The organism is Pseudoduganella sp. R-31, from assembly GCF_049913235.1.
In the GTDB taxonomy this organism is placed as follows: domain Bacteria; phylum Pseudomonadota; class Gammaproteobacteria; order Burkholderiales; family Burkholderiaceae_D; genus Rugamonas.
The window spans coordinates 3458202-3471231 of record NZ_CP183986.1 but is presented as its reverse complement, the minus strand read 5'-3'; the positions used below and the strand labels follow the sequence as shown (position 1 = coordinate 3471231).

At 60.9% G+C, this 13030-nt stretch carries 12 protein-coding genes and 1 pseudogene; 11 read left to right on the top strand and 2 right to left on the bottom strand.

Going from position 1 to position 13030, the window contains the following annotated elements:
• Nucleotides 1-321 (top strand): DUF2288 domain-containing protein, encoded by a 321-nt coding sequence (locus ACN9MY_RS15935; protein WP_426317873.1) that lies wholly within the window; start codon nt 1-3, stop codon nt 319-321.
• Between the two features lie 756 nt (nt 322-1077).
• Here the strand turns inward: ACN9MY_RS15935 and ACN9MY_RS15930 are convergent.
• Nucleotides 1078-3078 carry a bifunctional 2',3'-cyclic-nucleotide 2'-phosphodiesterase/3'-nucleotidase gene (locus ACN9MY_RS15930; protein ID WP_426335719.1) on the bottom strand — a complete coding sequence of 667 codons (2001 nt, stop codon included), beginning with the start codon at nt 3076-3078 and terminating at the stop codon, nt 1078-1080.
• 230 nt (nt 3079-3308) lie between these two features.
• Here ACN9MY_RS15930 and ACN9MY_RS15925 point away from each other — a divergent pair, with 230 nt between their 5' ends.
• The 9 genes and pseudogenes from ACN9MY_RS15925 to lysS all read left to right on the top strand — a co-directional run bounded on the left by ACN9MY_RS15925 (nt 3309) and on the right by lysS (nt 9859).
• The gene (locus tag ACN9MY_RS15925) at nt 3309-3929 is read left to right on the top strand and encodes a PEP-CTERM sorting domain-containing protein (protein WP_426172055.1); all 621 of its coding nucleotides are present in this window, start codon (nt 3309-3311) and stop codon (nt 3927-3929) included.
• A gap of 66 nt (nt 3930-3995) precedes the next feature.
• Nucleotides 3996-4505: a phage tail protein gene (locus tag ACN9MY_RS15920; protein WP_426317870.1), complete on the top strand. Its 510-nt coding sequence runs from the start codon at nt 3996-3998 to the stop codon at nt 4503-4505.
• A gap of 19 nt (nt 4506-4524) precedes the next feature.
• Entirely contained in the window at nt 4525-5067 is a 543-nt protein-coding gene (locus ACN9MY_RS15915) for a phage tail protein (RefSeq protein WP_426335718.1), read from the top strand.
• A 14-nt stretch (nt 5068-5081) separates the two neighbouring features.
• The gene (locus tag ACN9MY_RS15910; RefSeq protein WP_426317868.1) at nt 5082-5603 is read left to right on the top strand and encodes a phage tail protein; all 522 of its coding nucleotides are present in this window, start codon (nt 5082-5084) and stop codon (nt 5601-5603) included.
• Nucleotides 5604-5609: 6 nt separating this feature from the next.
• Entirely contained in the window at nt 5610-6086 is a 477-nt protein-coding gene (locus tag ACN9MY_RS15905) for a GNAT family N-acetyltransferase (RefSeq protein WP_426335717.1), read from the top strand.
• Between the two features lie 3 nt (nt 6087-6089).
• A complete protein-coding gene (locus tag ACN9MY_RS15900) occupies nt 6090-6476 on the top strand; it encodes a DUF6916 family protein (RefSeq protein WP_426317866.1) in 387 nt (128 codons plus the stop codon).
• Nucleotides 6477-6546: 70 nt separating this feature from the next.
• Nucleotides 6547-7651 (top strand): peptide chain release factor 2 gene (gene prfB / locus ACN9MY_RS15895; RefSeq protein WP_426172047.1). Its coding sequence is split into 2 segments (ribosomal slippage): nt 6547-6627 and nt 6629-7651, totalling 1104 coding nucleotides; the frame shifts between segments, so codons are not numbered across the junction.
• Nucleotides 7652-7654: 3 nt separating this feature from the next.
• Nucleotides 7655-8209: pseudogene (locus ACN9MY_RS15890) on the top strand (HAD family hydrolase); the annotation flags it as partial.
• A gap of 111 nt (nt 8210-8320) precedes the next feature.
• Nucleotides 8321-9859: a lysine--tRNA ligase gene (gene lysS, locus ACN9MY_RS15885; protein ID WP_426337638.1), complete on the top strand. Its 1539-nt coding sequence runs from the start codon at nt 8321-8323 to the stop codon at nt 9857-9859.
• 72 nt (nt 9860-9931) lie between these two features.
• Here the strand turns inward: lysS and ppnN are convergent, their stop codons facing one another.
• Entirely contained in the window at nt 9932-11302 is a 1371-nt protein-coding gene (ppnN, locus tag ACN9MY_RS15880) for a nucleotide 5'-monophosphate nucleosidase PpnN (protein WP_426172046.1), read from the bottom strand.
• A 182-nt stretch (nt 11303-11484) separates the two neighbouring features.
• Here ppnN and ACN9MY_RS15875 point away from each other — a divergent pair, with 182 nt between their 5' ends.
• On the top strand, nt 11485-12990 hold the full coding sequence (locus ACN9MY_RS15875) for a peptide MFS transporter (RefSeq protein WP_426323654.1): 1506 nt from the start codon (nt 11485-11487) through the stop codon (nt 12988-12990).
• Nucleotides 12991-13030: the final 40 nt, after the last annotated feature.

Here is a 13030-nt window from a genome sequence, read left to right as displayed (position 1 = left end):
ATGCAGCTGAAACCAGAAAAAGACGCGGAACTCCGCGCCAAAGTCAACCGCGAAACCGCACGCATCCCGTGGAGCGAACTGCTGAAGCACTTCGCCCAGGGCAATGTGGTGTGGGTGGCCGATGAACTGGACCTGGTGGACGTCGCCGTGCGCATCGCCCACGACGACAAGGCCAGCATTTCGGCATGGATGGAGGCCGGCCAGCTTGCCAAGGTCTCCGACCAGCAGTGCCAGGAATGGATCGCCAGCAACGCCAACCTGTGGGCCAGCGTCGTCAGCCCGTTTATTCTCGTCCAGCAGGAGAAGCGGAAACATCACTGAATCTGGCAGTGCGATGCCAATTCGCCAGCCGACGCTCCAAATGAATCACCAATACGCCAACGGTCGGTCGCATTTGCGACCATGACCATCCTGCAGACGTGACACTCCCCCGACAGCGTACAACATTCTTCCATAAGCGCCCCGACTGCACACGCTGTTACTTGTGTTACGCGGAGATCAAACTGTACCCTGAATTTCGGCGAACTTGATTAGTCGCAAGAACGACCTAGTCAAGACGCAAGAGCTTTCCGCTCGCCTTGAATCCTTCAAATTTTATCATCTGCGAGGCTGGCTATGGGGTATTGCTATTTTGTTATTTCTCCGGATATTGGCGATAAGGGTTTGAGTTCCGTGGTTCACGAGGACAATTCGCGGGGCGCATTTTGCAAATTCGGAATTACGACCAACTCAGACCTGGAGAAGGTCAGAGTCGGGTACACGACCCACAACCCATCGTTCCGATTCATTAAGTTTAGATATGACGACGACATCATAAAAGTGAAGCCAATTACTCTCGGCCCCAGCGCAATGTCAATTCAGATATCCATCACGTCCGATCTAGGGAAAGTATTGCAGGCGGTACTAAAAGCGAAAACTATGACTCAGGTCGGTAGCACGGAATGGATGCATAGCACGAATGTTCTGATGGTTAAAAAAATCGCTGATTATTGCCTCAAGTACGAAAATATCGAAATAGACGAATACAATATACAAAAATTCATCCTTTCTCTCTATTCATGCACCTAATGCAAAGTATCACTTTGATAAGTCAATTGCATAGATAAAATACCCCTTTCCGCCGCCATCATCTTCGCGCCAATAAGAAATACCAACGAGACCCATTTCTTGCGCTAGACGCAAATTGTGCGGGCCGGATCGGAACAGCACTGGCCCATTCGTCTTTACCGGCTCGAAGTGCCAACTGCGCGCCGCGCCATTGGCGCGGCGGGTTAAGTGCTGTACCGACTTGATGTAGTCGATCAGTACCGCACGGTTGTTGTCCGGTGACGCAAAAATGGTCTTGCTACCATCCAGTCCCGGGAAACCGCCGCCACCGCTGGCCCGGAAGTTGTTGGTTGCGACGATGAATTCCTGGTCTGCCCGCACCGGCTGGCCGCGCCATGTCAGGCCTTTGATGCGCTGGCCGGGAGCTTGCGTCACGTCGATCTGGTAGTGCACATCAGGGTCCGTCAGCATATCGAAATTAAAACCCGCGAAGCCGGTGTTCACCAGCTCCTGCGGCTCGCTGCGGGTTGGATCGATGGTGTTGAAGCGGCCGGCGGCCTTCTCCAGCCAGGCCTTCAGCGTCGCGCCGTCGACCTTCACGGCGTGCAGGTCGTTCGGGTACAGGTAAAGGTCTGCCGCGTTGTTCAGGGCCAGCTTGCCTGGCGCCACGTCGGTGTAATCGGCCACGCCAGCTGCGCCAGTCTTGAACGGCGCTGACATCGACAGCACCGGCAACCGCGCATATTGGGGCATGCTGGCCTGGATATGGCGGCGCACATAATCGGCCTGCGCCTGGTTCACTACCTGGATCGCCGATACGTCGCCGACATCGGCAAAGTAAGCGGACATGCGGAAGTCCGTATCGCCAATCGGCGTTTTGACGTAGGCGATGGTCGCCTCATGTTCGGCTTTCACCAGCGCGGCGATTTCCGGGTCCGGTTCGACGAAGCTGCGGTCGGGACGCTGGATGCTGCGGGTGTCGACTTTCGCCGCACCGGCGTCGGACACCCAGCGCTTGCCGTCATGGCGCAGCGCGAGCTGGATCACGCCGAGATGCTTGCCCCACAGGCCCGGCATCACTGTCGGCACGCCATGCACCCGCCCCTGCACTTTATCGACATCCGGCAGGTTGAAGGCGGCTGTCTTGCTCGCCGCGTTGGGGAACACGTCATGCGAATGCCCCAGCAGCAGCGCGTCAATGCCCGGCACCTGCGCCAGGTGCAGGCTGCCGTTTTCCATTGACGGCACATAGGCAGCACCATCCAGCCCCGCATGCGAGATCGCTACGACCACCTCTGCCCCTTTGGCGCGCATCTCGGGAATGTAGCGTTGCGCCGTCTCGCGCCACCCTTCCGTGCGCACGCGGCCTTCCAGCCAGCGCTTGTCCCAACCCATGATGGCGGGCGTGGTAAAGCCGATGATGCCGATCTTCACCGTCGCGGCAATCGGCTTGCCATCCGGCCCGGTCGCGCTAACGCGTTTTTCAAGGATGCGGTACGGCTCGAATAGCGGAATGCCGGTGCGGGCGTCGACCACATTTGCCAGCACCACCGGAAAGGCCGGGCCCGCGCAAGGCTGGGCGCGCACCGAAGCGCCTGCCGCGCCGAAGCGGCTGGCGGTGACCTGCCCCAGGTAATCCAGACCCCAGTTGAATTCGTGGTTGCCAACCGAGCCGCCTTCGAAGCCCAGGGCATTCATGGCCTTGTAGATGGCCAGCGTCTGGCCGCATCCGACCGGCGCCACCAATGCCTGGTAGTCGCCCAGCGCCGTGCCCTGGATGGCGTCGCCATTATCGAGCAGAAGTGTATTCGGGAATTCCTTGCGCGCCTGGCGGATCAGGGTCGCGGTGCGCTCCAGCCCCAGCGAGGCGTCGGGCGCCAGCTTGTAGTAGTCGTAACTGCGCACGTTGGCGTGCAAGTCCGTCGTCTCGAGAATCACGAAAATGGCTTGCGAGCCTTGCGGCGGTATCGCTGGAATACTGCTGCAGCCCGCCAGCAGGACGGCTGCGGGCGCGAGGAATAGGATGCGCATTAACTGTCTTTTAGTCTGAAATTTACTGATGAATATTTGCCACGCGCCATTGTTATAGCCCTTGCAATCTAAAGAATTGCAGATTGCACTCTGGGTCAAGGCAGACCAGCTTGCAAAATTATATGGAATCTTTGCAAAAGCGCTACGTTGACGCAAATAAATGTTCGATTGTCAATACGCAGTCGTATGATCCATCTCAACCTTCAGCCATCCGCCAAAAGGAACAAGCCATGAAAATCCGTGCCGCGCTGACCGCCATCCTGCTCCTGACTGCATCACTTGCGCAAGCTGGTCCCAACCTGGTCACGAACGGTGATTTCGAAAACCTCGACTACAGCATGTGGACGCTGGTCAGCCCCGGCGGCGGCGGCCAGGCCTTCGGCACCGATCCCACAGGTTCGCCGCTGTCAAACGCCAGCAACCACGTGTTCGGCGACTTCAACACCACCGAGCTTGGCTTCCTGCAGCAGACCATCGCCACGATCGCGGGCGCTACCTACCAGTTGAAGTTCGACTTGCAGCGCTGGACTGCAGATCCGCAATTCCCGCCCGATAACCAGGCCCAGGTCAAATTCGGCGCATCCACCGTCTTCAATGAATCGGATATTACCGGCGATTGGGGCACCCACACCCTGATCGTCACTGCGCTCAGCAACAGCACGATCCTCGAGTTCGGCAACTTCAACAACGACCCGATCTTCTGGAACCAGCTCGACAACATCAGCCTTGAGTTCCTGCGCGGCCCCAATGATCCGGGCGGCCCTGGCGTACCCGAACCCGCCACCCTGGCCTTGCTGGCGGGCGGCCTGATGGCCATGCGCTTGAGCCGCCGGCGCGCCATCCGCTCCTGACCCCTTCCATCCACTGAATCGGCCGCAACGCCCCGGCCGGGGCGTCTGCACCTGCAAGGAGGCTGCATGTCTGAACCGTATCTCGCAGAAATCAGGATGACGGGATTTAGCTTTGCGCCCAAGGGCTGGGCCCTGTGCAATGGCCAGATCCTCCCGATCAACCAGAACCAGGCCCTGTTCTCCATACTTGGCACCACTTACGGCGGCAACGGGCAGACCACATTCGCCCTGCCCGACCTGCGCGGCCGGGTTCCGGCCCACGTGCACGCCAGCTTCAACCTGGGCCAGCAGGGAGGCGAAGCCAGCCACACCCTGATCGCCAGTGAAATGCCGGCGCATACCCACGCCCTGGGCATTTCCACAGCCGTCAGCCACCAGGCCGATCCCTCCGGGCGCGTGCTCGGCAACGTCGAAGCCGGGGCGCTCAACTACTACGCGCCGCAGGACGGCACCGCAACGCTGGCACCCGCCACGGTGGGCAATGCCGGCGCCGGCCAGCCGCACGACAACATGCAGCCCTACCTGACTGTCAACTTCATCATCGCGCTGCAGGGCATTTTCCCGTCGCAGAGCTGAACCAGACCGGAGCCGGCACATGGACAACTTCATCGGCGAGATTCGCCTGTTCGCGGGTAACTTCCCGCCCCTTGGCTGGGCTTTTTGCGACGGCAGCCTGCTGTCGATCGCACAGAACACAGCCCTGTTTGCCCTGATCGGCACCACCTACGGCGGTAACGGTCAAACCACCTTTGCGCTGCCGGACCTGCGCGGCCGCGTGCCGCTGCACCAAGGCACGCAACCGGGAACCGCCAACACCTATGTCATGGGCCAGCAGGCGGGCGTCGAGACAGTGACCCTGGCCAGCAACCAGCTCCCATCGCACAACCATAGCGCCAGCGCCAGCACCGCCGTGCCGCCCGCCACCGGGACCGGCATCAACCTGACCGGGCCAACAACCTATGTTCCGGCCGCGCCGGCCAAGCCCAAGTTTTACGCGCCGGCCGGCTCCAGCATGGTGCCCATGTCGCCCCAGGCGATCCAGCCGGCCGGCGGCAACCAGTCCCATAACAATATGGCTCCCTTCCTGGCGCTCAGCTTCATCATCGCCATTGAAGGCATCTTCCCTTCGCAGAGCTAGTCGAGGAGTCCAGCATGGCAGAGCGTTATATCGGCGAAGTCCGCATGTTCAGCGGGAATTTCGCACCCGTGGGCTGGGCAATGTGCAATGGCCAGCTTCTTCCCATTGCGCAGAACACGGCACTGTTTTCCATTCTCGGCACCACTTACGGCGGCAATGGCAAGACCAACTTCGCGCTCCCGGACCTGCGCCAGCGCATCCCGATGCACGCTGGGGCCGGTCCTGGCCTGAGCCCGCGCGACCTGGGTGAACAAGGCGGCGAGGCAAGCACTGCGCTGACCGCGCTTCAGATGCCGTCGCACAGCCACGGCATGTCAGCCTCCAACACGAGCGCCACGGTGCAATCGCCCGCAAACGCCCTGCTTGCCAAGCCGATCACGGTCAGCGCCCCTTACCACGATGCCGCCGCCGTGGCGCCATCGCCGGAAGGACCTCTCGGCGTTGCCGGCGGCAGCAGCCCCCACAACAATTTGCAGCCTTACCTGGTGGTTAACTTCATCATTGCCCTCACCGGCATTTACCCTCCACGCAGCTGATTGAACATGCACAGCCAGCTCACTTTGCGGCCCGTTGAAGCCGGTGACCAGCCCTTCCTGCTGGCGCTGGTGGAAAGCACACGCGAGGACCTTGCCGTCCTCGACCCGAATGTCAGGGCCATGCTGGTTTGCATGCAAAACGAAGCCCAGGTGACCGACTACCGCCGCCGCTTCCCCGGCCTGGAAGAAAACATCGTGCTGGCCGACGGCGCTGCGGCCGGCCGCCTGTACGTGGCGCGCGGCCGGGACGAGATCCGCCTGGTCGACATCAGCCTGAGTCCCTCCTGCCGCGGCCAGGGCATCGGCAGCCGCCTGCTGGCCCGGCTGCAGGACGAGAGCCAGCAATCAGGGCTGCCCTTGCGCTTGCATGTATTGCACGGCAATCCAGCGGGCGATCTGTACCGCCGGCTCGGATTCCAGCCTGGCGCGACCGAGGGCATGCACCTGTCCATGGAATGGCAACCTATCTTGTTAAAGGAATAAGTCATGGAACGTCGCAACTTCATCCTCGCCGCCGGAAGCCTGGTCGGCGCCCCGGCCGTCGCCCGCGCCGCATCGCTGGCCACCCTGCCGCCTACGCCGTCCACCCTGCGCATGGCCGGCTTCCGCGACCTGGTTGGCCAGCAATTCATCGCCTACCAGGGCATGCGCGGCACTTCGCTCGACCTGCACGCCGTGCGCCCGGGCAAGGAAGCGCCCCACCAGGAGCAGTTCACCCTGCTCTTCAGCGGCGCGCCCGGCCTGGACGCCGGGATTTATGAAATCGACAACCCACTTTCCGGACGCCTGTCCATCTTCATGGAACCGGCTGGCCGCGGCCCGGCGAGCGGCCGGGGCGCCCTCTACCGCGCCGAATTCAGCCTGCTTGTGTGAGCTGCCCGATGCGCCAGCCTCTGAGGTATAATTTCAGGTTCGATTTAACAACTATCAGACCTGAAAAACCATGGAAGCTGAACGCATCAATTCCCTCGCCAACCTGCTCGCGGACCTGACCACCCGCGAAGCCGAACTTCGGAGGTATCTTTGACTTCGATAAGAAGTCGGAGAAACTGGAACAACTGAACGCCGAACTGGAAGATCCGGCCGTTTGGAATGACCCGAAAAAAGCCCAGGATATGGGCCGCGAGAAGAAAGCCCTCGAAGGCGTGGTCCTGACCTTGCAAAAGGCAGAAAGCGACCTGCGCGACATGAACGAACTGTTCGCGATGGGCAAGGAAGAAGGCGACGACGATACGCTCGAAGCCGTGATTGCGGATACCGCAGAAATCCAGAAGACCATCGAACAGATGGAATTCCGCCGGATGTTCAGCAATCCGATGGATCCGAACAACTGCTTCATCGACATCCAGGCTGGCGCCGGCGGTACCGAAGCCCAGGACTGGGCCTCCATGCTGCTGCGCCAGTACCTGCGCTATTGCGAACGCAAGGGCTTCAAGGTCGAAGTGATGGAAGAGTCCGAGGGCGAAGTTGCCGGCATCAAGACCGCCACCCTGAAAGTGGACGGCGAATACGCCTATGGCCACCTGCGCACCGAGACCGGCGTGCACCGCCTGGTGCGCAAGTCGCCGTTCGACTCCTCCGGCGGCCGCCACACCTCCTTCGTGTCGCTGTTCGTCTATCCGGAAGTGGATGACTCGATCGAGATCGAAATCAACCCGGCCGACCTGCGCATCGATACCTACCGCGCATCCGGCGCCGGCGGCCAGCACATTAACAAGACCGACTCCGCGGTGCGTATCACGCACGGCCCGTCCGGCATTGTCGTGCAGTGCCAGAACGACCGCTCGCAGCACCGCAACAAGGCCGAAGCGATGGACATGCTGAAGGCCAAGCTGTACGAACTGGAACTGCGCAAGCGCATGAGCGAACAGCAGTCGCTGGAAGACTCCAAGACCGACGTCGGCTGGGGCCACCAGATCCGCTCCTACGTGCTGGACCAGTCCCGCATCAAGGACCTGCGCACCAACTTCGAGACCGGCAACACCAAGGGCGTGCTGGACGGCGACCTGGACGACTTCATCTCCGCGTCCCTGAAGCAAGGCATCTAAGCAATGACGCAGCAGCGCGCCTTCATCTTCGACATGGACGGCACCATCGTCGACAACATGGGTTTCCACACCCGCTCGTGGCTGGAATTCTTCAGCCGCCGCGGCCATGCTGTCGACGAAGCGGCATTCTTTGCCGCCACCGCCGGCCGCACCGGCCACGAAATCATGCGCCAATACCTCGGCGAGGACTTGGCGCATGACGACGTGACCGCGCTGATCGACGAGAAGGAAGTGCTGTACCGCGAAATCTACGGGCCGCACCTGCGTGCGGTCAAAGGCTTCGTCACCCTGGTGAACGAAGCGCGAGCCGCCGGCATCCGCCTGGCGGTCGGCACCGCCGCCCCGCCCTGCAACGTGGACTTCACGCTGGACGGCCTGGGTGTGCGCCCGCAGTTCGACACCGTCGTCGGCGCCGCCGACGTCAAACGCGGCAAGCCGGAACCCGACGTGTTCCTGCTTGCGGCCGAACGCTGCGGCGCCGATCCGGCGCACTGCATCGTGTTCGAGGACGCGCCTTTGGGCGTGGAAGCAGCGCGCCGAGCCGGCATGCGCTGCGTCGTCCTGACAACCACTTTGCCTGCTGAAGCGTTTAAGGCGTTCGACAATGTGATCTGCATTGCACGCGACTTCAGCGAAATCGATATCAATAAACTGACCACCACCAAAAACATGACTACGGAAAACCAAGTGCAAGACCAGGCACCAGGCCAGGACGACAACAAGATCATCGCCGAGCGCCGCGCCAAGCTGGCCGCCATCCGCGAGAAACAGAGCGTCGCCTTCCCTAACGATTTCCGCCCTCAGCACAAAGCTGCCGACCTGCACGTGCAGTACGGCGAAAAGACCCGTGAAGAGCTGGAAGCCGAGCCGGTTCCCGTCGTCATCGCCGGCCGCATGATGCTGCGCCGCGAAGCCGGCAAGAAAGCCGCATTCGCGACCCTGCAGGACGCCTCCGGCCAGAAAGCCGACGGCCGCATCCAGATCTACGTCACCGTGGACACCACCGGCGAAGAGGCAATGGAAGCCTTCCGCAGCTGGGACCTGGGCGACATCCTGGGCGTGACCGGCACCCTGTTCAAGACCAAGACCGATGAACTGACCGTGAAAGTCAGCGAGATCAAGCTGATCACCAAGGCCCTGCGCCCGCTGCCGGACAAATTCCACGGCCTGGCCGACCAGGAAACCAAATACCGCCAGCGCTACGTCGACCTGATCACCAGCGAAGAAACCCGCCGCACCTTCAAGGCGCGCACCGCTGCGATCTCCTCGATCCGCCGCTTCATGGAAGCGAACGAATTCATGGAAGTCGAAACCCCGATGCTGCACCCGATCCCGGGCGGCGCGTCGGCCAAGCCATTCATTACCCACCACAACGCGCTGGACATGCAGATGTTCATGCGTATCGCTCCCGAACTGTACCTGAAGCGCCTGGTGGTGGGCGGCTTCGACCGGGTGTTCGAGATCAACCGCAACTTCCGCAACGAAGGCGTGTCGGTCCGCCACAACCCTGAATTCACCATGATGGAGTTCTACGCGGCCTACACCGACTACGAATGGATCATGGACTTCACCGAGAAGGTGATCCGCCAGGCGGCGATCGACGCCAAGGGCACCGCCGTGCTGACCTACGGCGGCCGTGAACTGGACCTGTCGAAGCCGTTCCAGCGCCTGACCATCTGCGGCGCCATCAACAAGTACGCGCCGGGCTACACCGAAGCGCAACTGAACGACGTCGCCTTCCTGAAGGCCGAACTGCTGAAATTCGGCGTGAAGCCATTCGCCACCGCCGGCCTCGGCGCGCTGCAACTGGCGCTGTTCGAGGAAACCGCCGAAGCGCAGCTCTGGGAACCGACCTTCATCATCGACTACCCGATCGAAGTGTCGCCGCTGGCCCGCGCTTCCGACACCCGCGAAGGCATCACCGAGCGCTTCGAACTGTTCATGGTGGGACGCGAAATCGCCAACGGCTTCTCCGAGTTGAACGACGCCGAAGACCAGTCGGCACGTTTCCTGGCCCAGATGAAGGCCAAGGAAGCCGGCGACGACGAAGCGATGTACTACGACGCCGACTTCATCCGCGCGCTGGAATACGGCATGCCGCCAGCCGGCGGCTGCGGCATCGGCATCGACCGCCTGATGATGTTGCTGACCGACTCGCCGAACATCCGCGACGTGCTGCTGTTCCCGCACCTGCGTAAAGAAGACTAAAACCAGCCATACGCACGAGCCCGTGTCACACCTTGGGGTCAGACCCCAGGGTGTGACACGGGCTCAGCTGTTTTACTGGATCACCCGGTAGCAAGGCGTGTACGCCTTGCCCGCCAGCTTCATCCGGCTTTGCGCCACGAACGATGCCAGCAGCGCATCCATCGGCCCCATGATTTCCTTGTCGCCGTGGATCTCGAAGTGGCCATACTTTTCGATGGTGCGGATGCCCTCTTCCTTCACATTGCCCGCCACCACGCCGGAGAAAGCCCGGCGCAAGTTCGCCGCCAGCACATGCACCGGCTGGTTCTTGTGCAAGCTCAGGTTGCGCATGTTTTCGTGCGTCGGCGCAAACGGGCGCTGGAACTCGTCGTCGATCTTCAGCGCCCAGTTGAAGTAATAGGCGTCCGAACGCGACTTGCGGAATTCGCGCACCTGCTTCATCCCTTCCTGCATCTCCTGCGCCACCAGCTCCGGGTCATCGACGATGATCTTGTAGCGCTTTTGCGCCTCGGCGCCGAGGGTCAGGCCGATGAACTCATTGATCTGCACAAAGTACTCGCGCGCAGTTTCCGGCCCGGTGAAGATCAGCGGGAACGGGATTTCCGCATTGTCCGGATGCAGCAGGATGCCGAGGATATACAGGATTTCCTCCGCCGTGCCCGCGCCGCCGGGGAACACGCAAATGCCGTGGCCGACACGCACGAAAGCCTCCAGGCGCTTTTCGATATCGGGCATGATCACCAGGTCGTTCACGATCGGGTTTGGCGATTCCGCGGCGATGATGCCCGGCTCCGTAATACCCAGGTAACGCCCGCCGGTAAAGCGCTGCTTGGCATGGCCAATGGTGGCCCCCTTCATCGGCCCCTTCATCGCCCCCGGGCCGCAGCCGGTGCAGATGTCCAGTCCCCGCAGGCCGAGCTGGTAGCCCACTTCCTTCGAGTAGTTGTATTCGGCGCGATTGATCGAGTGCCCGCCCCAGCACACCACCAGGTTCGGGTTAAGCTGCGGCTTCAGCACATTGGCATTGCGCAGGATATGGAACACCGCATCGGTGATGCCCTCGCTGCGGGCCAGGTCGAACTTCGGATTGCCCGTGACTTCGTTGCTGACAAAGACGATATCGCGCAGCACCGCAAACAGGTGCTCGTGGATGCCCTTGATCATCTTGCCGTCGACGAAGGCGATCGCCGGGGCGCCCTTGATTTCCAGCTTGATGCCGCGCTCGCGCTGCAGGATGTTGATGTCAAACGACTTGAAGCGATCCAGCAATTCCTTTCCATCGTCGATCGTGCTGCCGCAATTCAGCACCGCCAGGGCGCAGTTGCGAAAGATGTTATAGAGGCCGCCTTTGCCCGAGTCGAGCAATTGGACCACCTCCGCCTTGGACAGGACTTCCAGCCTGCCCTCCGGAGCAATGAGAGTATCGACAACGTTGCTGTCCATGATACGTAAATCCTTTTATTTAACTTTTGGGGCGCCGCACCTTCAATATACGCTCTTGGTATGCCGATTCACAGACGCAAGCTTGGCAAACATACCACAATGCTGCTTTGCAGCACGCGAATTTGCCCTTAACCGTGCGGGGTGGATTACAATTCGGCTTTTTTTCGACCAGGAGAAACCGCATGAGCGGTCCTATCACGCAAACCACTGAGGCTAAGATCCCTGAATTCAGGCAGATCATGGGTCACCCTGCTCCGCTCTGGATGCTGTTCATGTCCGAATTTTGGGAACGCTTTGCGTTTTACGGGATTCGCTGGGCGCTGGTACTGTACGTCGTTTCCGAGTTCTACCATGGCGACAAGTCGGGCCAGGCAGCAGCCAACCTGACTTACGGTTCCTACCTGGCGCTGGTGTATGCCGGTGCGCTGTTCGGCGGCTACGTTGCCGACCGCATACTTGGTTACCAGCGTTCTATCCTGGTCGGCGCCAGCTTCATGGCAGCTGGCCTGTTCATGATTGCGATTCCCGATCCGACGATCTTCAAGTTCGGCCTGGCGACGATCATCGTCGGTAACGGCATGTTCAAGCCGAATATCTCGACCATGGTCGGCAAGCTGTATTCGCTGGGCGATACCCGCCGCGATTCCGGCTTCACCATCTTCTACATGGGCATCAACGTCGGCGGCTTCCTGGCCCCGATCGTTACCCAGCTTCTGGCGCAGAAGGTCTTCAACACCGGCAATACGCCGGCCTACAAGATCGTGTTCATTTCCGCCGGCGTCGGCATGATCATTTCGCTGTTCTGGTTCTACCTGGGCCGCCGCGGCCTGAAGGGCATTGGCGAACCGGCACCGGAAGCCAAGAGCCCGATGCGCATCGCCTACGTGGCGCTGGGCGCGCTGGCCATGATTCCTGTCGTGTACTCCCTGCTGGCGCTGGGCGCGGAAAAACTGCAGGGCGTGCTGACCGTGCTGTTCCTGATCCTGGTTGTGATGCTGATCGTGGAAGGTGTGCGCAACGGTCCCGTGTCCCGCGACAAGACCATCGCCATGATGGTGATCTTCGCCTTCAACATCATGTTCTGGTGCTTCTTCGAACAGGCAGGTTCCTCGTTCACCTTCCTGGCTGACGAGATCGTGAACCGCGACCTGGGCTTCATGATCTTCCCGACCGCCTGGTTCCAGTCCGTGAACTCGCTCGCCATCATCTTCTTCGCGCCAGTCGTGGCAGCGGTATGGGTCTGGATGGGCAAACGCGGCAAGAACCCATCGATCCCGCGCAAGTTCGCCCTCGGTATCATCGGTAACGGCCTGGCTTTCGGCCTGCTGATGTACGCGCTGACCCACCTGGTCGACGACAAGAGGATGATTCCGTTCTGGACCCTGTTCATGGTCTACGTGATCCAGTCCATCGGTGAGCTGTGCCTGTCCCCGATCGGCCTGTCGATGGTGACCAAGCTGGCTCCGACCCGCCTGGTCGGCATGGGCATGGGCGGCTGGTTCCTGTCCACCGGCATCGGCAACAACCTGTCCGGCATCGTCGCATCGATGATGTCCGGCGAACATGGCATGACCGTGGAATCGGCGCTGACCGGCTACACCCAGGGCTTCTGGATCCTGATCGGCGGCGGCGTGCTGCTGTTCGTCCTCGCCCCGGTCATCCAGAAACTGATGCACGGCGTCAAATAAATAAATGGGGACGCACCCCATTTATCAGGCAACAAAAAAG